This window comes from Luteibacter sp. P4_D7_3 (genome assembly GCF_056401735.1).
The window spans coordinates 1-21,496 of sequence record NZ_JBFUIT010000037.1; the positions used below are offsets into that span (position 1 = coordinate 1).

Here is a 21,496-nt window from a genome sequence, read left to right on the forward strand (position 1 = left end):
CAAGTGGAGCGGCCGCAGGCCAATAAGAACATGGTCCGCGCAGCGGACTTTCCGGTACGAAACGCGGAGGACGTGTCTGAGCAGCGAGGGTGGGCACCGAAGGCTCTGCGCCCCGCCGCCGCGCCCCGCGCCGCCCGCCCGCCGCCCGCGCCCGCCTCGGCGTGAGCCGCTGATACCAGGCACTCGCGAAGCGAGATTCTCTCAGACAACAAAAAACCCGCCTTGCGGCGGGTTTCCTGAAGATCTGCAAGGCGCGAGGCGCTCTTACTTGATCTTGCCTTCCTTATATTCGACATGCTTCCGGATGACGGGGTCGTACTTCATGAACACCATCTTTTCCGGCGTGTTCTTCTTGTTCTTGTCCGTCGTATAGAAGTGCCCGGTTCCCGCAGTGGAAATCAGGCGATGCTTATCACGCTTACCAGCCATGTTCGATCTCCTTAGATCTTTTCGCCACGGGAACGGAGGTCGGCGAGCACGGCGTCGATGCCGTTCTTGTCGATCGTGCGCAGCGCGTGGTTCGAGATGCGCAGCTTGATCCAGCGGTTCTCGCTGGCGACCCAGAAACGACGCTCGTGCAGGTTCGGCAGCCAGCGGCGACGGGTGCGGTTGTTTGCGTGCGAGACGTTGTTACCGGTCTGCACACCCTTATTGGTGACTTGGCATCTACGGGCCATGGCGACCTCCTTTAGATAATTTGACCGCCCTTTGGCCAGGACGGCATCGGCCCAGCCACGACCCATGGATACGGGGCGCCACGCGATGGCTGGAGGGGGTGGAGCATTCCCGCCGCTTGAGGCCCGCATCGCGTGACGGACCTGCCCGACGAATCGGGTCGGCATAGGGAAGCCGGGCATTCTCTCAGAATTCCACGTGTTCACGCAAGCCGGACTGTGCGGCGCCGGGGGTTGTGTGAAACAATCTCCGCTTTCGTGCCTCCGCACGAAGCCGCCTACAAGACGCCTTTCCGAGGAACACGCAATGGCAGACATCACCCCCAACGGCCAGGCCGGCCAGCCGCAGCTCGTCCTGCAGAAGATCTACGTGAAGGACGCTTCCTTTGAAGCGCCGAACGCGCCCCAGGTCTTCCAGGAGATGGGCGAGACCGAGGCCCAGCCGCAGGTCCAGCTCAACCTGGGCCACAAGGCCGTCGACCTCGGCAACGAGCAGTTCGAAGTGGTCCTCAGCCTGACGCTTACCTGCAACCTGGGCGAGCGCACCGCGTATCTTGCCGAAGTGCATCAGGCCGGCATCTTCGGCATCGGCGGTTTCACCAGCGAAGATCGTGACGGCATCCTGGGTTCGTACTGCCCGAACCTGCTGTTCCCGTACGCCCGCCAGATGGTCTCCGCCATGATCCAGGAAGGCGGCTTCCCGCCGTTCCTGCTCCAGCCGATCAATTTCGACGCCCTCTACGCCGAGCAGCAGCGTCAGCAGGTCGAGGGCGCCGGGGCCCATACGCTCAACAGCTGAGTGATGACCTCCGTCTCCCGACCCACCGTCGCCGTCCTCGGCGCCGGTTCCTGGGGCACCGCGCTGGCCGCGCTGCTGGCGCGCAACGACGTCCCCACGCGGTTGTGGGGGCGCGATGCCGACGCGCTCGCGGCCATGGCCGCGTCGCGCCGTAACCTGCGCTACCTGCCGGACCTCGATCTGCCGACCGAGCTCAGCTACGAAGCTGACCTGGCGACGATCCTGCGCGGCGTGGGCATCGTCCTCATCGTCGTGCCGAGTCACGCTTTCGCGTCGATGCTCGACGAAATCGTGCCCATGCTCGACCCGGGCACAAAAATCTCGTGGGCCACCAAGGGTTTCGAGACCGGTACCGGTCGGTTCCTGCATGAACTGGTGAATGAGAAGCTGCCCGGGCGACCGGCGGCCGTCATCACCGGGCCGTCGTTCGCCCGGGAAGTAGCCGCCGGCCTGCCCAGTGCTGTCACGGTACACGCGACGGACGACGCCTTTGGCAAAGAACTGGCCGTGCTGTTGCACGCCCCGGATTTCCGCGCCTACACGGGCAACGACATCCTGGGAGCCGAGCTGGGCGGTGCGATGAAGAATGTGCTGGCCGTGGCCACCGGCGTGGCCGACGGCATGGAGCTCGGACTCAATGCCCGCGCCGGCCTGATCACCCGCGGCATGAACGAGATGCTTCGTCTGGGCGTGGCGCTCGGTGCCCGTGCCGAGACCCTGATGGGTCTGGCCGGCCTGGGTGACCTGGTGCTCACCTGCACCGGCGACCTCTCGCGCAATCGTCGCCTGGGCCTTGCGCTCGGTCGTGGCATATCGCTCGAGGACGCGGTACGTGAGATCGGCCAGGTCGTCGAAAGCGTGGTCACGGCGGACGAAGTAGCCCGCCTGGCTGGGTTCCATGGGCTGGATCTGCCCATCGCGGCGGCCGTCCGCTCCGTCCTGCACGGCGAAGTGACTCCCGTCCAGGGCCTGCGCACCCTGATGGGGCGCGAGCAAAAGCCCGAGTATCCCRTCGACTTGTTCGCCAACCGTCGCGGCTAAGGCCGCGGCGCTTCTCCCGCTTCGCTGAACCGGGGCGATCCTCAGGAAAAAAGTCTTACGGGCACGTTCTGCTGCCTTTGCTAAGCTTCCTGTTTTGATCGTGCGGGCGGGATCGATACGGATGCATCAACCGGACGACAAGCGCAAACGAAATGAAGTGGCGCCGCCGCCGCTGCCGCTGGCGTGGCAGCGCGTGCTCGGCCAGGCCGAGCCGGCCGTGGCGGGCGAGCGCAGCGTGCTCGGCTTCTTCCTCGAGGCCATCAACGATGACCACGAGCCGGCGGCGCGACTGGACGTGGCGCCCGTGCTGCTCACGCTCGGCGCCGATGGCCGCTACTCGCGGCCGATTCCACTCGATAGCCGCCATCTTCCCGATGCCCCGCTGACGGACACCGAGCGTCGCCTTGCGGCGACCCTGCTTGGCCTGCCGCAGACGCTACGCAAGAGCCGAAGCTACGCTCGCTTTGCCGGCTCGCTGGGCGACCATCTTCTTGCCGACATCCTCGACGCCGCGCCCTGCTTCTTCGGTGGCGTGGCGGGCCTGCATCTCTCCCGCGGGAAGCCGCACCCGTTGAAGTGGCGCTGGAACCTGGAGAAGGACGGCGGCCAGAAGCTGGTGCCGGCCGTACCCGCGAGCCAGCGACTGTTCCGCATCGGTTCGCTCTGGTTCCTCGACGCCGAGCACGCGGAAGTCGGTCCGCTCGAAGCCGATGTCGGCGAGAGTGCCTGGCTCGACCTGCCACCGCTGGCGCCCGAGAACACGGCGGTGTTCCGTGCCGAGCTGGCATCGACGCCGATGGGTCCGCGCGTGCCAGCGCCGCAGGTGTTCGGTGAGATGCGTCGTGCCGAGGTGTCGCCGAGGCCTGTCCTTGTCCTGCATGCGCTCACACGCCACGCGCGCCTGGCCGCTGGCACCCCTCCGCTGGCGTACGGCCGCCTCGCGTTCGACTACGCGGGAGAGCGCTTGCCCGGCCGCGGGGGCGAGCCGCTGGTGCGTCGTGTGCGTAACGGCGTGCTGCTCGAGATTTGCCGTCGCCGTGCGGAAGAACTCTCGACGATGGAAACCCTCGAGACGGCGGGCCTCAATCCCGCCGTGGACACTGAGGGCCTCCCGTGGGACATGGCCGACACGTTGCCCGATGACGCGTGGCTGTTTCCCGGCAAGGGCTACGCTGGCGCCCTCGAAGTCAATACACCTGCACGCTGGCTGGCGCTGCGACCGAAGCTCGAGGCCGATGGCTTCCTGCTCGAGTACGCGCCCAGCTTCCCTTTCGAGGTGCTCGAAGGACCGGTGCGCTGGTATGGCAAGGCCAACGAAGACGATGCCGATCAAGCGTTCGATCTGGAAATCGGCATCGATGTCGAAGGCAAGCGGGTCAACCTCCTGCCCGCCGTTGCGCAGGCGCTGGCCGAACATCAGCTCAGCCTCAGCCCCGCTCCGGGTGAGGCAGAAGATTCCGTCTGGTATGCGCCTGTCGATGAGCGGCGCCGGGTGCCTGTAAGGCTGAAGGAGTTGCGCGGTCTGCTCGCGCCTCTGGCCGAGTACCTCGAAAAGCCGCGTCAACAGCTGCATCTGCCGCGCGTGCAGGCGGGCCGTCTCGARGAACTCGTGCAGGCGTTGCCCAGTGGCGGCTCATTCGAAGCGCCCGAGCGACTTCGTGGGTTTACCAAGCGCCTGCGCGAAGCCGCCGAACGCGCAAGCGACGCCGTGCCCGCCGGCCTCAACGCCGAACTGCGCGGCTACCAGCGCGACGGCCTGCGCTGGATGAATGCGCTGGCAGAAGCCGGCACCGGTGGCGTGCTCGCGGACGACATGGGCCTGGGCAAGACCTTGCAGCTCATCACGCATCTGCTTGCTCTCAAGGAGGCAGGCTCCCTGATGGCGCCCGCGCTCGTCGTCGTGCCGACCAGCCTCGTTCCCAACTGGGTTTCCGAAGTTGCGAAGTTCGCGCCGAGCCTGCGCCTGCTGGCGCTGCACGGTCCGCAGCGTGCGGAAACGTTCGCACACATGGGTGAGTACGACGTCGTCCTGACGACGTACGCCTTGTTGCCGCGCGACGTGGAGACGCTGAAGAAACAGCCGTTCTCGCTGGTCGTACTCGATGAAGCCCAGCAGGTTAAGAATCCTCGTACGCAGGCACGTCGTGCGCTGCTCACGCTGAAGGTGCCGCGCTGCCTGTGCCTCACAGGCACACCGCTTGAGAATCATCTGGGCGAACTCTGGTCGCAGGTGGATCTCGCCGTACCGGGTTTGCTGGGCGACGAGGGTGCGTTCCGTCGTCACTACCGCGGCCCGATCGAAAAGCACCAGGACGTCGAATGCCAGGAGCGGCTGAATCGCCGCATCGCACCCTTCATCCTGCGTCGCACGAAAGCCCAGGTCGCGTCCGAATTGCCGGCAAAGACGGAGATCACCCGTCGCGTCGTCATGGAGCCGAAGCAGCGCGACCTCTATGAAAGCCTGCGCCTGTCGCTCGCCGAAGAGTTGCGCGAGGTCATTGCACAGCGTGGCATTGCGCACAGCGGCATCATCGTTCTCGATGCGTTGCTCAAGTTACGTCAGGTCTGTTGCGATCCACGGCTGGTGAAGCTCGAAGCGGCACGCGGTGTGCGTGAGTCGGCCAAGTTCGAACTCTTGATGGACATGCTCCCGGCGCTGCTCGCCGAAGGCCGCCGTGTCCTGCTGTTCAGTCAGTTCACCGAGATGCTCAAGCTGATCGCCGTCGAGCTCGACCGTCGTCGCCTCAGCTACGTCACGCTCACCGGTGAGACGCGCGACCGCGCCGAACCCGTGCAGCGTTTCCAGGATGGCGAAGTGCCGCTGTTTTTGCTTTCGTTGAAGGCCGGCGGCGTCGGCCTCAACCTGACCAGCGCCGATACGGTCATCCACTACGACCCGTGGTGGAACCCCGCCGCCGAAGCACAGGCAAGCGACCGCGCGCATCGCATCGGCCAGGACAAGCCTGTCTTCGTCTATCGCCTGATCACCGCCGGCACCGTCGAAGAACGCATCGAGGAGTTGAAGGCTCGCAAGGCCGAGCTTGCCGATGCCGTGCTCGAGGGTGGTGGGAGTCGAGAGCGCCTCAGCTTCGACGAGAGCGATCTGGACGCGTTGCTCGCGCCTTCGGCGTGACGAAACATTCTCGACCATAAGGGCGCCATGCGCCCTTCATTCGCGTCGGTGTCACACGCGCAACTTGTAATCCATGGGTAACATACCGTAACTTATGGGTTACGTTCGCTCCATGTACGAGATTATCCATAACGAGACATTTCGCCGCTGGCTTTGCAGCCTTCGCGACCGCGAGGTGCGGGGGGGAGTAAATATTCGACTTCGTCGCATGTCGCTCGGTCACTTGGGCGACGTAAAGCATGTCGGCGAAGGTGTTCGCGAAATGCGCATCGACTACGGGCCTGGCTACCGCGTGTACTTCATTCGCCGGGCGACGGAACTTATCGTCCTTCTTTGCGGTGGCGATAAGCGTACGCAGCAGGACGACATACTGCGGGCAGCGAAGCTCGCAAAAGCATGGGACAAGCAAGCATGCAAGAGAAGTTCACTCGCTGGGATCCCGTCGATCATCTCGTCAGCGAGGCCGATCAAATGGTCTATCTCAACGCGAGCCTCGAGGAGGATCCGGGCGACGGCAGCCTCATTCGTGCTGCTCTGGGCGACATCGCGCGTGCACGCGGCATGAGCCGCGTTTCGCGCGCAGCGGGCATTTCCAGGGAAGGTCTCTACCGCGCACTTTCCGTGGACGGCAATCCGGAGTTCGCAACCGTGATGCGCGTCATGCGCGCGCTAGGTCTGCACCTGCGCGCGACATGATGTTTTCACTCAACGACGAAGCGGCGTACCACCAGCTTCCACGATCGCCAGCGCGGCACCACCGATCAGGCCCGGCTCCGGGTTCATGATCGCCTGCGTGGGCACCTGTTCCATCGTGTCGCGGAAGCGGCCCTTGGCTTCGAAGCGCTCGCGGAAATTGCCCTTCTGGATCCACGGCAGGAGGATCGGGGTCATGCCACCGGTGAGGTAGACACCGTCCCACGCGCCGAGCGTCAGCACGAGGTCGCCTGCGACGCTGCCGAAGATGCCGGCGAAGGTTTCGACCGCGCGCTCGCACATGGGGCAGGTGGGATCGGCGGCGCGCTTGGTGATTTCTTCGGGCGTAATGCCTTCCTGCGGCTTCTGTCCGGAGATCTCGCAGATGGCTTCGTAAAGGTTCACGAGGCCCTGGCCGCAGATCAGGCGCTCATTGGAGACGCGGCCGTAGCGCAGGTTGAGCACCTTGAGGATCTCGATGTCTTCGGCGCTGTGCGCGGCGAAGCCGGCGTGACCGCCTTCGGTCTGCAGCACGCTGACCTTGTCACCGCGGATGAGCAGGCCGCCCACGCCCAGGCCCGTGCCCGGGCCGACGACGACGAAGGTCTGCTCGTCCTTGGCACCGATCTTCGGCACAGCCAGCTTGCCGACCGGCACCAGGTCTTGGTGGCCATCGGCGGTCTTCTCGTCGGTCATCAGCATCACCGCCATGGACTGGGCGGCGAAATCGTTCACGAGGTGGACCCACTCGAGGTCCAGTTCCTTGGCGAGGCTCTTGGCCGAGATGGCCCAGGGATTATTGGTGACCTTGACGGTCTCGCCGTTATCGATGCGGCCAGCGGCGGCGATGATGGCGCGCTGCGCCTCATGCCCGGCATCCTTGAAGTACTGCTTGGCGGCGTCACCGAGGGAGGCGTAGTCCTTGACGTGGTACTTGCGCACGCTCTCCTGGATAAGCGGTTGATCTTCATCCGGATGCGCGATGCCGAAGCGCACGTTGGTGCCGCCGAGATCGGCGAGCAGGGTAGGCGCCTTGGCGCTTACGTTGGCCATGTTTGGGAAACCTGTCATGTCACGGAAGCTCGCAAGGGTGCCTCGCGAGGGGGCTGGCGTCTAGTGACGGTTTGCTCTGCATTGCGTTGACGCGCGCAGGGCTTCCAGGGTGTGAGAGGCTAACCGACACTTTGACGTAAACGATTACGTCGGCAGAATACCGCATTGCCCGGGTCAATGGCAGGCAGTTGCCTGACAGACCGGGACCCAACGGGAGAGTTAGTGATGGCAGCGGTCCGCCTGGACAAGGTGCGCAAGGTTTATCCGAACGGCCACGTGGCACTGAAGGAGGCAAGCTTCGAGATCGCCGACGGTGAGCTCCTGGTGCTGGTCGGTCCGTCAGGCTGCGGCAAGACGACGCTGCTGCGCATGATCGCCGGCCTCGAGTCGATCTCCGGGGGCACCATGATGATTGGTGACCGCGTGATCAACGATGTCCCGCCGAAGGACCGCGACATCGCCATGGTCTTCCAGAACTATGCGTTGTACCCGCACATGACAGTGCGCGAGAACCTTGGCTTCGGCCTGCGCCTGCGCGGCACCGCCAAGGAAGAGATCGATCGACGCGTGGCAACAGCGTCCGGGATGCTCGGTCTCGATGAGCGCCTCGATCATCGGCCCGCAGCGCTTTCGGGTGGACAGCGACAGCGCGTCGCCCTTGGCCGCGCCATGGTGCGCGATCCGTCGGTCTTTCTGCTCGATGAGCCGCTATCCAACCTCGACGCGAAGCTGCGCCTGTCGACCCGTGTGGAAATCGCGCGCATCCATCGCCGCGTCGGCGCCACCATGGTCTACGTCACGCACGACCAGATCGAGGCCATGACCCTGGGCCAGCGCATCGTCGTGCTCAACGGCGGCGTCATCCAGCAACTCGACACGCCGATGAATCTCTACAACAAGCCGGCCAATCTGTTCGTGGCCGGTTTCCTGGGTAGTCCGGCGATGAACCTGTTCCACGGTACGTTGCGCCGCGCCGATGAGCTTCGCCTGGAGATGAAGGAGGGCACCTTGCTCCTGGGCATCGATGCCTCCGCGCTCGCCGCGTACATCGACAAGCCCCTGGTCGTCGGCATTCGCCCGGAAGACTTGCTTACCGTGGCGGATCATCCCGGGGTGGATGAGCGCTTCAAGGCGCACGTCGATGTGGTCGAGCCCGTGGGTAACGAGGTGTTCCTCAACATGCGTCACGCGGGTGATGAGCTGGTCTCGCGTGTTCCGCCGTATTCGACGGTGCTGCCCGGTAGCGATATCGCCTTGGGATTCCACGCCGAACGCCTGCACTTCTTCGATCCGGAAACCACGGCGCGTATCGACGCGGTTTAGGGGTCGCCGTTACCCGGGCCGGGCCTGCGACGCTTTGGCTCCCCGTCAGGCCCGTGACGGGGAGTAAAATGGAGCGATCGCCACCGAGCAGGCAGCCGTCCCATGACCTTCCCCGCCGTCCGTATGCGCCGCATGCGCCGAGACGCCTTTTCCCGTGCGCTGATGCGCGAGAACGTGCTTACCGTATCCGACCTGATCATGGTCGCCTTCATTGTCGAGGGCGAGGGCGTACGCCAGCCGGTGCCCTCGATGCCGGGCGTGGAGCGCCTGTCCATCGACGAACTGGTGAAGCTCGGCGCCGAATGCGTCGCCCTGGGCATTCCCGCGCTGGCCCTGTTTCCTTCGGTCGATGCTTCGGCCAAGACCGAAGATGCGCGTGAGGCGTGGAACCCGGATGCGCTGTTCCAGCGCGCCACGCGCGAACTCAAGCGCCGCTTCCCCGATCTCGGCCTGATCGGTGACGTGGCCCTCGATCCCTACACGACGCACGGACAGGACGGCCTGATCGACGACGATGGCTACGTGATGAACGAGCCCACCGTCGAGGCCTTGATCAAGATGTCGCTGGCCCAGGCGGAAGCGGGCATGGACTTCGTGGCGCCGTCGGACATGATGGACGGCCGCATCGGCGCCATTCGCGAAGCGCTCGAAGACGCCGGCTACATCCATACGCGCATCCTGGCCTACTCGGCGAAGTACGCATCGAGCTTCTACGGTCCCTTCCGCGACGCGGTGGGCTCGTCGGCCAATCTCGGCAAGGGCAACAAGCACACCTACCAGATGGACGTCGGTAACAGCGACGAGGCCATCCGCGAGGTGGAGCTCGATCTGGCTGAAGGCGCCGACGCGGTGATGGTCAAGCCGGGCCTTCCCTACCTCGACATCGTGCGCCGGGTGAAAGACACCTTCGGCGCGCCGACCTTCGTCTACCAGGTCAGTGGCGAGTACGCGATGATCAAGGCCGCCGCGCAGAACGGCTGGCTCGATGAGAAGGCCGTGGTGATGGAGTCACTGCTGGCGATGAAGCGCGCCGGCGCGGATGCGATCCTTACCTACTTCGCTGTCGATGTAGCTCGGTGGTTGAAGGGATAGACAATGTGAGAGCCGCTTCAGCGGCGAAAAGCCAACAAAGCGGTGAAGCGGTAACCAAGGTCCCGCGATAGCTGTTTCGTCCAAATGACGGACACGCACCCGTGACATAATCGAAGGCGGTCTTTCGGGAGTCACGGGATGGATGGACATCATTTTCTCGAGACGGCAGTCGTCTTTCTGCTGGCGACGGTGGTCGCCGTGCCACTTACGAAGCGATTCCGTCTCGGCGCCGTCCTCGGCTACCTGCTGGCCGGCGTGGTCATCGGTCCGTCTGTCCTTGGCCTGGTAAGCGATACCGCAGGCGTCGCCACGATCTCCGACTTCGGCGTGGTGCTGATGCTCTTCGTTATCGGTCTGGAACTCTCGCCATCACGGCTTTGGGTGATGCGTCGCGCCGTCTTCGGCAGCGGCAGCCTGCAGGTACTCACCTGCGGCCTGGCGCTCGGTGCGATGGGTTATTTCCTGTTCGGCCTGACCTGGAAGGCCGCCGTGATCATCGGCGGCAGTCTTGCCCTGTCATCGACCGCCTTTGGGCTGCAGATCCTGGCGGAGCGCAAGGAGGCCGGCACCGTCTACGGTCGGCAGGCCTTCGCCATCCTGCTTTTCCAGGATCTGGCCGCGATTCCGTTGATCGCTGCTGTCCCCTTGCTGGGCGGCGCGCTGGCGCGCGATGCGCATGCGCCCGACCTCATGAGCGTGGTTCGCGTGGTGGGGACGATCCTCGCCGTCATTATTGGCGGCCGGTTGTTGTTGCGTCACGTTTTCCGATTTGTTGCGCGCGCGAAGAGCACCGAAGTCTTCACCGCCACCGCCTTGCTCGTGGTGATGGGTACGGCGTGGCTGATGGAGCTCGCCGGCATCTCGACGACGCTCGGTGCCTTCCTCGCGGGCCTGCTTCTGGCCGATTCCGAATATCGCCACGAGCTGGAATCGAACATCGAGCCGTTCAAGGGGCTGCTYCTGGGCCTGTTCTTCGTCAGCGTCGGCATGTCGGTGGATCTTGCACTGCTGGTCGCACAGCCTCTGCTGGTGCTCGGCATGGTCGCCCTGCTGCTGACGGTGAAAGCCTTGCTGATCGTGCCTCTCGGCAAGCTGGTCGGCGGGCTCACTACGGCGGACTCGGTCCGTCTTGCCGCCGTACTCGCCAGCGGTGGCGAATTCGCCTTCGTCATTCTCAACCTTGCCCAGCAGAAGAGCCTGATCGACGACAGCCAGCGCAACCTGATGGTGATGGCCATTTCGCTGTCGATGGCGCTGACCCCGCTGCTCGTGCTGGCGGCATCGCGACTCGTGCATGAACGTGTGCGCAAGCCAGACCGCGCTTTCGACACGATCGAGGCCGATACACCGCGCGTGATCATCGCGGGCTTTGGCCGCATGGGTCAGATCGTCGCCCGTGTGCTCCGTGCGCAAGGCATCCAGTTCGTGGCCCTGGAAAGCTCGGTGGAGCAGGTCGAAACCTCGCGTCGCTTTGGCGGCACGTCGCTGTTCTTTGGCGATCCGGGGCGTCCCGAGATGCTCCGTGCGGCTCAGGCCGACAAGGCAGAAGTGTTCGTCATCGCTACTGACGACCCGGAGGCGAACATACGTACGGCACGTCTGGTGCGCAGGCAATACCCGAACCTGAAGATCGTCGCCCGCGCGCGTAACCGCCAGCACGTATTCCGACTCATGGATATCGGTGTGGAAGATCCCGTGCGCGAGACCTTCTACTCGAGTCTCGAGATGACCCGGCACGTGCTCGACTCACTCGGCCTGCCGCCGGAGGTCGTCGAGGCGCGCATCGCTCGTTTCCGCAAGCACGACAGTCAGGTATTGCGCTCGCAGTACCTCGTGTATGACGACGATGCTGCGCTGGTGCAGAGCACGAAGGATGCGCTCCACGACCTGCAGCAGCTGTTCGAAGCCGATGCGGTCGAGGAGCGGGTTCGCGAGGAAGACCACTGAGCACGTGCGTAGAGCCGGCCGGCTCCGCGATGTTTCAGTCGGGCTGAGCCGGCTGGCGAAGGGTCTGCCTCACGCTCGGAATCGAACCGACGCGCGTGCCCAGTTCGTGTGCGATATCCACGAAGCCCAGGTGACGTGCGACATCGCCCGCCGTGCGGCCGAAGGCATCGGCTGCATTGCGGTTGGCGCCACGGTGTAGCAGCACGCGCGCCGGCGGAAGCAGGGCGTGCATGGCACTCGCATGCAGAGGACTTACCCCGCGATGATCGGCGTGCTCAAGCTTCGCACCGGCGTCGAGCAGTACAGGGACGAGCGCCCCGAGGTGGGTCGCATCGGCCGCGCTCCCCGGACGCATATGTGCGCCAAGCAGGAGCAGCAACGGCGTGGCGCCATCCTTGTCAGCCTTGTTCACGTCCGCGCCCTTGCCGATGACGATGTCGAGTAGACGGCGTGCACGAAGGCTGTCGCTTCCGCCGAAGCAATACTGGGCTGCCGCATGCAGGGCCGTATGGCCGTGAGCGTCTTCGGCGTTCGCATCGGCGCCATGAGCCAGCAACATGTCAGCGATCTCGGGATACCCCAGCGTCGCGGCGATCATGAGCGCCGTGGCGTCCCCCGGCAGGCGCTGGTCGGCGTCGACACCGCGTGCGAGCAGGAGCTCGACGACGCTTTCGCGGCGTGCGTTGACGGCGGCGGCAAGCGGTGTGATGCCTGATGCCGCGGTGACGGCAGAATCGGCGCCGGCCGATAAAAGCTGCTCTGCGACATCGCGCTGGCCAGCGCCGGCGGCGCGCAACAGGGCGGTTGCTCCCTGCGCGTCGCGCGTGTCGACGGCGAAGCCGAGTTCGAGCAGGCGATCCACGGCGTGCGTGTCGCCGGCGGCAGCGGCAGCGGGGAGGTCGTCGGCGCGCAAGGCACGGCGCGGCAGTGGCCACGCGGCCCAGCTGAGCCAACGTTCCACATCGCCATGGCCAATGCCCAGTCCATACGGCGTCTCGCCGTTGACATCGGCCGCCTCGGGGTCGGCGCCGTTCGCGACGAGCAGGCGCACCAGGGGCAGGCTCTCCCCACCCTGTTCAAGGGCAGCGTGCAGCGGCGTACGACCGCCAGCGTCACGCACGTTCGGATCCATGCCGCGGGCAAGGAGTGCACCGAGTAACGCGACACGACCTGTTGCGGCCGCCATGTGTACGGGCGTGCGGCCTCGGCCGTCCGCACCGAACGGGTCGGCGCCGGCGTCGAGCATAGCCAGCGTCAGGCGCTCGTCCGCGCCATCCAGTCGGCAGATGGCCTGGCCGAGCAGGCCGGCGCCCGCCGGGGTGGCCCCTGTCCGCATCAGTTGCAGGAGGGCATCGGCGGCCTGGGGCAATTGCGGTAGCAGGGCATCGAAGAGACGGCGGCCTAGCACGTTCGGTTCGTCGGCCGGTGCCGCGAGGCGTGCTTCAGCGCTCAGGCCGTGGTCGAGCAGCCACGCGCGTGCGGACTCGAAGCCGGCGCCTGCGAGGTCGACATACAGCGCGGCGAGTTCTTCCGCGGGCCATTCGCGCACCTTGGCGGCAAACGTGGAGGCGACGGCCCAGTGACCGAAGCGAAGCGCGTCGTAGAGATGCATCGGCGAGTCGGCGCCGGCTTCCGGAACGACCGACTCGCTCAGCGATGTCGGCAGCGGCGTGTCCGGATCGAGCAGGGCGACGAAATCCCAACGGCCGGCGGAGGCCGCGTGATCCAGTGGGCTGCGGCCGTCCGCACCGGGCTCCTTCGGTTGTGCGCCCAGGGCCAGAAGGGCACGCACCGTAGCTGCCTGAGCGCGGGGCGACTGGGTGGCGAGCGTGAGGGCGTCACGCCCGTGGCCATCGCGTGGCGACGCATCGGCGTTGGCTTCGGCCAGCAGCTGCACGATGCCGTGGGCGCCTGCGCGTGCAGCCTCCATCAGCGCCGTGGTGCCGTGGCGGTCGGCGAGATTGGGATTGGCGTTGGCTTGCAGCAGAGCGCGCGCGATCTGTTCGTGCCCTTCGGCGGCGGCGGCAATCAAAGCTGTACGGCCCTGTGCATTGACGGCGTTGACCGGACCCTTGTGCCGCAGCAGTACCTTCACGCCTTCGGCATCGTCGTCCGCGATCCCGGCGGCCGCCACGAGGGCCGGTTCGCCGCCCACCGGCGCAGGTTTTGCGCCGTGCTCCAGAAGGAAGCGGGCAAGTGCCCAGTTGGCTGCGCGGCAGGCGATCGCGAGCGGCGTATCGCCGGCGGCGTTCGCGGCATCGACGGCTGCGCCTGCATCGAGCAGCATGGCGGCGACGGTCGGTTCGGCACCGAGTACGGCGCCGTGCAGTGGCGTATTGCCCTCCGTGTCGGTCCCGGATGCATCCGCGCCGTTGGTCAGCAACGTGAGGACGGCCTCCGGCCGGCCATGCCAGCTGTCACGCGTGGCGGCAAGCAGCGCGGTCACGCCGTTCTGTGCGCGGTTGACCTGCGCACCGCGTGCAATGAGCGAGCGGAGCAAGCGCATGTCGGGCGACAGTGCGGCGAGAGTGAGTACCGGGCGCTGATCCCGTTCGCCCGGCTCCGCCCCCGTATTGGGATCGGCACCGGCTTCCACGAGCGCTACCGCGCGGGCGATATCGCCGTCGCGCGCGGCAGCAAGCAGGGCGCGTTCACGCACACCGGGCTGACTCTCTTCGCTGGAAAGGACGGGAATCGGCGCAGGTGCGACCGGTGTTTCGAAGGCGGGCTCGCGACGCGGTTCCGTACGTGCCGTGCGGATGTGCCCGCGGCGATCGCAGAGAAGGGCGCGCAGCGTGCGGTTGGCGATCACCATGCCGCAGACTGGCAGCAGCACTACGCCATAGATGGCCAGCGCGGCAATGCGCATCTCCGATGGGAAAACACCATAAAGGCCGGACAACGCCACGGCGCAGAAGGCCAGCACCAGCAGGCCCAGGGCCGCCGGAACGAAATGTGAAAAAAAGCGATCTTCGGCCGAAAGGTGGCGGCCGAACGAGACCGATCGCGCCACGGCGGTGAAGATCCACGAGCCGGTGTTGCTGTCTTCCGGGTACGCGTCATCCCAGAGGAAAAGCAGGCCGAAGGCCGGCCACACGCGCCACAGGACGGCGAGAGCGGCAACGAGGGCCGCGGCGAGTAGCAGGGCCGAACCGAGGGTGGGCGCCTGGGTCAGCTTGAGGACCGGGAAAGCGACCAGCACGAAGACGACGAAGGTGTAGACGGTAAACATCACTACGTGGGCCGAGCCGCGGCGTAGCGTCGTGCGCAGGTAACTCTGCTCCGGGTCGAAGCCGATCGCATGGCACACAGCGCCCATGGCCAGGGCGTTGGCGAGCAGGAGCGGTATCAGCGCGAGCGGCGAAGCGGTCAACCCGGCGCACGCGACAGCGGCGAGGGCGGGGAGGAACCAGGGCAGTGCCTTGATCAGCGGTGGTCGTCGACGTTTGGGATTGGCCATGCGCGGGAGTATACGGACGCCACAGGGGTGGCGCGGTAACGCGGCGTTAACCCGCGTTACACGACGCACCTGTGTGCGTATTCGGCTGGGTCAGGCGCGGACGAGCGTCTGGTCTGGATCGATCTGCCGATTGAAATTGGGCTGATTGCAGACGGTGAGCGTTTCGTTGGACGGTGTTTGCAGGTGCCATCCGCACCCGCCGAGATTGGTCAGGATCCGGTCCGAATCGTCGTGGGGCAGCTTCCGCTGCGGCGTCAATTCCACCTCCAGAACGAACCGAAGTTCGCCCAGCAACAGGACGAGCGGCTCGGGAAGCATGTCGAACCCGTCGCGGCGGGTCATCCAGACGTAGGTGTCGGGTTTGCGCAGGCTGGCGTAGACGTAGCAGTGCATGACGGCAGTCTCGCTTGCGATTCGGCGTACCACCCTACCAAAAGAGGCGGCCCCCGGGCAGTGCTGTAAACCCCCGCCGTTACAGCTTTGTTGCATTAGCACTTGCAAATTTCTCGTCAAGTCGTCCAGAGTTCCACCCCAGATTGTTAAACGCGCGTATGAAAACGGATAAATTTTAGGTTTTCCGCGAATCTGACGTCGACCCAGAGCAGAACAAAAGCAGGAGCCACCCCGAATGTCGAAGCTGAACCTCAATACCCGTCCGCTGGCCATTGCCGCCCTTTCGCTGGCCATCGCCGGCGCGCTGGTGGTTCCCCAGGCCGCTCACGCCAGCGCCTTCCAGCTGAAGGAAAACAGCGCCGCCGCGCTCGGTCGCGCCTTCGCCGGCTCCGCCGCCGCAGGTGACGACGCTTCGGTGATCGTGAACAACCCGGCCGCCATGTCCCTGCTCAAGGGCAATGTCATCCAGGCCGACGTCACCGGCATCAATTTCAGCACCAAGTTCAACGGCACCGCGACCGACGCACAGGGCCGCCCGATCTCCGGTGGCAACGGCGGCGACGCCGGCACGACCATCCCGGTCCCGGCGATGTACTTCGCCACCCAGGTCGGCGACCGCACGCACATCGGCTTTGGCCTGACCGCGCCGTTCGGCTTCAAGACCGACTACGACTCCGACTGGAAGGGCCGTTACAACGGCATCAAGTCCGACTTCAAGTCGTTCGATGCCACGCTGTCCGGCTCGTTCGACGTCACGGACACCTTCGCCATCGGTGCCAGCATCATCGCGCAGAAGACCAGCGCCGAGCTGACCAGCGCGATCAACTACAACACCGTCGGCCTCGGCCTGATCCAGCAGGCCGCTGCGGCCGGCGAGATCTCGCCGCTGGTTGCCCGTGGCCTTGCACAGCAGTACGCCACCGTGGTCCCGCCGGGCAGCGACGGCATCGCCCGCATCAAGGGTTCCGACTGGAACTTCGGCTGGCAGCTGGGCGGCCTGTGGCGCCTGACGGACTCCGATCGCATCGCGCTGAACTACCGCAGCAAGATCAAGCACTCGCTCGACGGCACCGGTAACTTCACGCAGCCGTCGAACGTGACTGCCGTGCTGTCGAACCCGGCCGTCGGCGCGCTGCTTGGCAGCGGCCAGCCGCCGTTCACCCACACCGAAGGCACGGCAGGCTTCACCACGCCGGCCGTGGCGACTGCCAGCTATTGGCACCAGGCAACGAAGTGGGGCTGGGGTATGGACGCCTCGTGGACCAAGTGGGATTCCTTCGAGGACCTCACCGTCAACTTCGCGAACCCGAACCAGCCGACGAGCAGTGAACATTTTGGCTGGCATAACAGCTGGTTCGTGTCCGTGGGTGGCGAGTACTACGTCACCGACAAGTTCACGGTGCGTGGCGGTGTCGCCGTCGATACCACGCCGACCGAAGACCAGAACCGTGACGTCCGCGTGCCGGACTCCACCCGCAAGTGGCTCGCTTTCGGTCTGGGCTACAAGGCCACCGACCGTCTCGAGATCAATGCGGGCTTCGCCCACATCTTCGTCAACAAGGCGCACATCGCCGGCGGCGAAAGCGCCACGCTGGACCGCATTGCTGGCGAGAGCGATGACAAGGGCAACCTGCTCAGCGTGTCGGCCAAGTACGCATTCTGATCGTCTGATCAGTAAGGCCTGAAACGAAAAAACCTCCCCGGCGACGGGGAGGTTTTTTTATGCCAGAAACCTGTGACTGCCACTAGCTGCGCGAACCGCGCCCTGTGGGAGCCGCTTCAGCGGCGATGCTTCACCCCTGGCTACCGCAGCACTTCTTGAACTTCTTCCCGCTCCCGCACGAACACAGATCATTCCGGCCGACTTTCGCCGGGTCACGCCGCACCGTCTGCCCGTGTCCCGGATGCCGCCGCCGATACAGCGCCGCCAGCTGAAACGGAATTTCATTGAGCAGGCCCATCCGCTCTTCGAACGACGGCAATGGCAACGCCGGCATATCCGGGGTCGGCTCGGTCTGATCCGCAGACAGCGTCATCAGCATGCCGATGAACGGAAAGAGGCTCTCGTCCGTCCACTCGGACCACTCCTCGCCCCACTCATTCATGGCAAAGCGAAAGCCGACGGCCCAGTCACTGGCGATCGGGAAGTCGCCCGTATACGTGCTGATGTCCTCAATCTCGTCGAATTCTTCCGGCGAATCGATGAAGGGCAGGGACTCCTCGCCCAGCACGACCGGGTCCGCGGCCACGCGATCGGCGATGACCTTCCAGAACTCCCGCAGCAGTACGCCTGCCTCGTTCGCCTCGGCTTCCGAGGCCCAGGGTGTCGCGCCGCCCAGTTCGAGGACCGCCATGCAGGCGTCGACGTCCACGTCGGCCGGTCCGACGAGGGCGGCCGAGAAGAGACCGTCGAGCGTCTCGAGCGAGTAGCGGTTGGTCGACGACAACAAGTCGTCGAGACGGCCGAGTCGGGTTTCACTCATCTGCATAGGAAGGGGCTCAGTACGCGTATTCGCGGAAGATCGGATCCACACTGCCGTTCCAGCGGCCATGGAAGAGTTCCAGCTTGGTGTCGGCCTGGGTCTTGCCCGACAGCGCGATCTCTTCCAGTGGCTCGAGGTAGATCGACTCGTCGGTGCCGCGATGGCCCTGCACGTTACGACGCTTCAAACCATGCGAGGCGATCTTCACGGCTTCGAGCGCAAGTTCGCGCACGCTGTGGTTGCGGAAAGGTAGCGCCAGGGCGTCCTTCGGCACGCCGTCACGCAGGGCGTGGCGTTCGGCCTTGGTGAAGTCCTTGACGAGATCCCACGCCGCATCGAGTGCGACGTCGTCGTACAGAAGGCCAACCCAGAAAGCAGGCAACGCGCACAGCGAGTTCCAGGTGCTGGTGTCGGCGCCACGCATTTCCAGGTACTGCTTGAGGCGCACTTCCGGGAACGCCGTGGTCAGATGATCTGCCCAATCCTTCATGTTGGCCTTCTCGCCCGGTAGCGAGGCGAGTTCGCCCCGCACGAACTTCTTGAAGTCCTGGCCGGAAAGGTCGACGTACTTGCCGTCGCGGTAGCTGAAGTACATCGGCACATCGAGGATGTAGTCGACGTAGCGCTCGTAACCGAAGCCGTCCTCGAAGACGAAATCGAGCATGCCGGTGCGATCGGCATCGGTGTCGGTCCAGACGTGCGAGCGGAACGACTTGTAGCCGTTCGGCTTGCCTTCGGTGAACGGTGAGTTGGCGAACAGTGCCGTCGCGATCGGCTGCAACGCCAGCGCCACGCGGAACTTCTTCACCATGTCCGCTTCGGTGGCGAAGTCGAGGTTCACCTGCACCGTGCAGGTGCGCGTCATCATGTCCAGGCCGAGCGAACCGACCTTGGGCATGTATTCGCGCATGATCTTGTAGCGCCCCTTGGGCATCCACGGCATCTGGTCGCGACGCCACTTCGGCTGGAAGCCCATGCCAAGGAAGCCGATACCGAGTTCCTCGGCGACTGAGCGGACTTCCTTCAGGTGTTCGGTCACCTCGTCACAGGTCTCGTGGACCGAGAGCAGCGGCGCGCCGGAGAGCTCCAGTTGCCCGGCCGGCTCCAGGGTGATGTTGGCCATGCCCTTGGTCAGCGCGACCGGCGTCTCGCCTTCGCGGGCGACGTCCCAGCCGAAGCGCGTGGCCAGCGTCTCCAGAAGCTGGCGGATACCCGGGCGGTCGCCGTCGAAAGGCGGCGGGGTGAGGTCGTCCGTATAGAAACCGAATTTCTCGTGCTCGGTCCCGATGCGCCAGGCCTCACGCGGTTTCTCGCCAGCGGCGAGATAGGCGACCAGATCGTTACGGTCGCCGATGGGCGTGCTCTTGGCGGCGCTGGGTATGGACACGGACTTTCCTTGGACGAGAGCGGCAGGGCCGGATGTCGGCACACATGGGGGCGTATGCCCGCCGGGAAAAGGTGTTATGCCCGGCGGCGCAGGTTAGCAAATGCGGCGCGGGGGTGTGAAAAACGAAAAGGCCGCCCGGAGGCGGCCTTTCGCTGGATTCTACGAAGCGCGGTCAGCGCTTCATGGAATTGAAGAACTCGTCGTTGGACTTCGTGTTCTTCATCTTGTCGAGCATGAACTCCATCGCGCTGAGTTCGTCCATCGGATGGAGCAGCTTGCGCAGGATCCAGATCTTGGCGAGCAGGTCCGGTTCGATGAGCAGGTCTTCGCGACGGGTGCCCGAGCGGTTGATGTCGATAGCCGGGTAGACGCGCTTCTCGGAGATACGACGGGACAGGTGCACTTCCATGTTGCCGGTGCCCTTGAATTCCTCGTAGATCACTTCGTCCATCTTCGAGCCGGTGTCGGTCAGCGCCGTGGCGATGATCGTCAGGCTGCCGCCTTCTTCGACGTTACGTGCCGCACCGAAGAAGCGCTTGGGGCGCTGCAGGGCGTTGGCGTCGACACCACCGGTGAGGACCTTGCCGGAGCTCGGAACCACGGTGTTGTAAGCACGGGCCAGGCGGGTGATGGAGTCGAGCAGGATCACCACGTCCTTCTTGTGCTCGACCAGGCGCTTCGCACGCTCGATCACCATTTCGGCGACCTGCACGTGGCGCACGGCCGGCTCGTCGAAGGTGGAGCTGATGACTTCGCCGCGAACGGTACGGGCGATTTCCGTGACTTCCTCGGGGCGCTCATCGATCAACAGCATGATCAGATGGACGTCCGGATGGTTGTACTGGATCGCCTGGGCGATGTTCTGCAGCATCATCGTCTTGCCGGATTTCGGCTGGGAGACGATGAGGCCTCGCTGGCCGCGGCCAATCGGCGCGACGAGGTCCAGGATGCGGCCCGTGATGTCCTCGGTCGACCCGTTGCCACGCTCGAGCTTGAACGACTTGCGCGGGAACAGCGGCGTAAGGTTCTCGAACAGCAGCTTGTTCTTCGACGCCTCCGGCGGATCGCCGTTGATGTCGTCGACCTTGAGCATCGCGAAGTAGCGCTCGCCTTCCTTGGGATGGCGCACGCGACCGGTGATGTAGTCGCCGGTGCGCAGGTTGAAGCGGCGGATCTGGCTGGGCGAGACGTAGATATCGTCCGGACCGGCCAGGTAGGACTCGTCGGCCGAGCGCAGGAAGCCGAAGCCATCCTGCAGGATCTCCAGGACGCCTTCGGCCCAGATGCCACCGCCGGAACGGGCGTGGGCCTTCAGGATATTGAAGACGACGTCCTGCTTGCGCTGGCGGGCCACGCCCTCGCGCACACCGAGCGATTCGGCGAACTCGAGCAGCTGGATGGCGTTCTTGCGCTTGAGCTCGGTCAGGTTGATCAGGCGATCGTTGCTGCCGGCGTCGGCGTTCTCGTCGTCGTCGACCGGATAGCCGTTGTTGTTGCGCTGGCTTTGGTAGTTGTTGCCGCCGCCGTTGCCACCACTGTTGCCCGGATTGCCACCGCCGCCACCCTGGCGCTGCTGGTTGCGCTCATTGCGCCGGCGCCGGCCGCGACCTTCGCGTTCGGCGTTGTTGGGGTTATTCGGGTTGTTCGGGCTATTCGGGTTATTCGGATTGCTGTGGCGGTTCTGCGGCTGGTTCGGGTTTTCGACCCGGCTCATCTGCTGGTTCTGGCCGCCCTGCGGCTGGCCATTACCGTTGCCGTCGCGGGCTTCGTTCTGCGGCGGACGCGCCTCATTGCCCTGTTGCGGATTGCCTGGCTGGCTGGCTGGCGGCTGGCTGTTGAGCTGGAGCTCAGCCTGCGGCGCCGGCGAAGGGCTGGGTACCGGTGCCGGGGTGGGCAAGGGAGGAAGTGCCGGCACGGGCGCCGGCGGACGGGCCGCGGCGGGTGCGCGAGCCGGGGCGGGCGCGCTCGTCTCTACCGCGGGTGCTTCTGCGGCGGGTGCCTTTCGGCGAGTACGGGGA

At 65.2% G+C, this 21,496-nt stretch carries 16 protein-coding genes and 1 pseudogene; 9 read left to right on the top strand and 8 right to left on the bottom strand.

Annotated features, from left to right (window positions below; translation table 11 throughout):
- Positions 1-264 precede the first annotated feature (264 nt).
- Entirely contained in the window at positions 265-429 is a 165-nt protein-coding gene (gene rpmG / locus AC1DSN_RS06070; protein ID WP_046966534.1) for a 50S ribosomal protein L33, read from the bottom strand.
- An 11-nt stretch (positions 430-440) separates the two neighbouring features.
- Positions 441-677 (bottom strand): 50S ribosomal protein L28, encoded by a 237-nt coding sequence (gene rpmB, locus AC1DSN_RS06075; protein ID WP_046966535.1) that lies wholly within the window; start codon positions 675-677, stop codon positions 441-443.
- A 304-nt stretch (positions 678-981) separates the two neighbouring features.
- Between rpmB and secB the strand changes: the two genes are divergently transcribed.
- The 5 genes and pseudogenes from secB to AC1DSN_RS06100 all read left to right on the top strand — a co-directional run bounded on the left by secB (position 982) and on the right by AC1DSN_RS06100 (position 6,343).
- Positions 982-1,473: a protein-export chaperone SecB gene (secB, locus tag AC1DSN_RS06080; RefSeq protein WP_046966536.1), complete on the top strand. Its 492-nt coding sequence runs from the start codon at positions 982-984 to the stop codon at positions 1,471-1,473.
- Between the two features lie 3 nt (positions 1,474-1,476).
- Positions 1,477-2,514: an NAD(P)H-dependent glycerol-3-phosphate dehydrogenase gene (locus tag AC1DSN_RS06085; RefSeq protein WP_477329947.1), complete on the top strand. Its 1,038-nt coding sequence runs from the start codon at positions 1,477-1,479 to the stop codon at positions 2,512-2,514.
- Positions 2,515-2,635: 121 nt separating this feature from the next.
- Complete coding sequence (locus AC1DSN_RS06090) at positions 2,636-5,647, top strand: DEAD/DEAH box helicase (protein ID WP_213948868.1); 3,012 nt, start codon at positions 2,636-2,638, stop codon at positions 5,645-5,647.
- A 112-nt stretch (positions 5,648-5,759) separates the two neighbouring features.
- Positions 5,760-6,035 (top strand): annotated as a pseudogene (locus AC1DSN_RS06095) (type II toxin-antitoxin system RelE/ParE family toxin); the annotation flags it as partial.
- Positions 6,036-6,058: 23 nt separating this feature from the next.
- Positions 6,059-6,343, top strand: a complete 285-nt coding sequence (locus AC1DSN_RS06100; RefSeq protein WP_213948867.1) for an addiction module antidote protein — start codon at positions 6,059-6,061, stop codon at positions 6,341-6,343.
- A 9-nt stretch (positions 6,344-6,352) separates the two neighbouring features.
- Here the strand turns inward: AC1DSN_RS06100 and glk are convergent, their stop codons facing one another.
- Complete coding sequence (glk, locus tag AC1DSN_RS06105) at positions 6,353-7,393, bottom strand: glucokinase (protein WP_213948866.1); 1,041 nt, start codon at positions 7,391-7,393, stop codon at positions 6,353-6,355.
- A 225-nt stretch (positions 7,394-7,618) separates the two neighbouring features.
- On the opposite strand from glk, the gene AC1DSN_RS06110 reads away from it, so the two are divergent.
- From AC1DSN_RS06110 to AC1DSN_RS06120, 3 genes are all read left to right on the top strand, one after another.
- Positions 7,619-8,716, top strand: a complete 1,098-nt coding sequence (locus AC1DSN_RS06110; RefSeq protein WP_477293865.1) for an ABC transporter ATP-binding protein — start codon at positions 7,619-7,621, stop codon at positions 8,714-8,716.
- Between the two features lie 102 nt (positions 8,717-8,818).
- Positions 8,819-9,808, top strand: a complete 990-nt coding sequence (hemB, locus tag AC1DSN_RS06115; protein WP_063572911.1) for a porphobilinogen synthase — start codon at positions 8,819-8,821, stop codon at positions 9,806-9,808.
- 138 nt (positions 9,809-9,946) lie between these two features.
- On the top strand, positions 9,947-11,755 hold the full coding sequence (locus AC1DSN_RS06120) for a monovalent cation:proton antiporter-2 (CPA2) family protein (RefSeq protein ID WP_063572912.1): 1,809 nt from the start codon (positions 9,947-9,949) through the stop codon (positions 11,753-11,755).
- A gap of 34 nt (positions 11,756-11,789) precedes the next feature.
- Here the strand turns inward: AC1DSN_RS06120 and AC1DSN_RS06125 are convergent, their stop codons facing one another.
- Both AC1DSN_RS06125 and AC1DSN_RS06130 read right to left on the bottom strand, forming a co-directional pair.
- The gene (locus tag AC1DSN_RS06125) at positions 11,790-15,215 is read right to left on the bottom strand and encodes an ankyrin repeat domain-containing protein (protein ID WP_477329950.1); all 3,426 of its coding nucleotides are present in this window, start codon (positions 15,213-15,215) and stop codon (positions 11,790-11,792) included.
- A 90-nt stretch (positions 15,216-15,305) separates the two neighbouring features.
- Positions 15,306-15,608 (bottom strand): YcgL domain-containing protein, encoded by a 303-nt coding sequence (locus tag AC1DSN_RS06130; protein ID WP_063573243.1) that lies wholly within the window; start codon positions 15,606-15,608, stop codon positions 15,306-15,308.
- A 235-nt stretch (positions 15,609-15,843) separates the two neighbouring features.
- Between AC1DSN_RS06130 and AC1DSN_RS06135 the strand changes: the two genes are divergently transcribed.
- Complete coding sequence (locus AC1DSN_RS06135; RefSeq protein WP_213948858.1) at positions 15,844-17,271, top strand: OmpP1/FadL family transporter; 1,428 nt, start codon at positions 15,844-15,846, stop codon at positions 17,269-17,271.
- Between the two features lie 130 nt (positions 17,272-17,401).
- Here the strand turns inward: AC1DSN_RS06135 and AC1DSN_RS06140 are convergent, their stop codons facing one another.
- From AC1DSN_RS06140 to rho, 3 genes are all read right to left on the bottom strand, one after another.
- The gene (locus AC1DSN_RS06140) at positions 17,402-18,097 is read right to left on the bottom strand and encodes a UPF0149 family protein (protein ID WP_063572759.1); all 696 of its coding nucleotides are present in this window, start codon (positions 18,095-18,097) and stop codon (positions 17,402-17,404) included.
- A gap of 10 nt (positions 18,098-18,107) precedes the next feature.
- Positions 18,108-19,478 carry a glutamate--cysteine ligase gene (locus AC1DSN_RS06145; RefSeq protein WP_477329952.1) on the bottom strand — a complete coding sequence of 457 codons (1,371 nt, stop codon included), beginning with the start codon at positions 19,476-19,478 and terminating at the stop codon, positions 18,108-18,110.
- 172 nt (positions 19,479-19,650) lie between these two features.
- Positions 19,651-21,496, bottom strand: a 1,846-nt coding sequence (gene rho / locus AC1DSN_RS06150) for a transcription termination factor Rho (RefSeq protein WP_477329954.1), incomplete at its 5' end; no start/stop codon positions are given.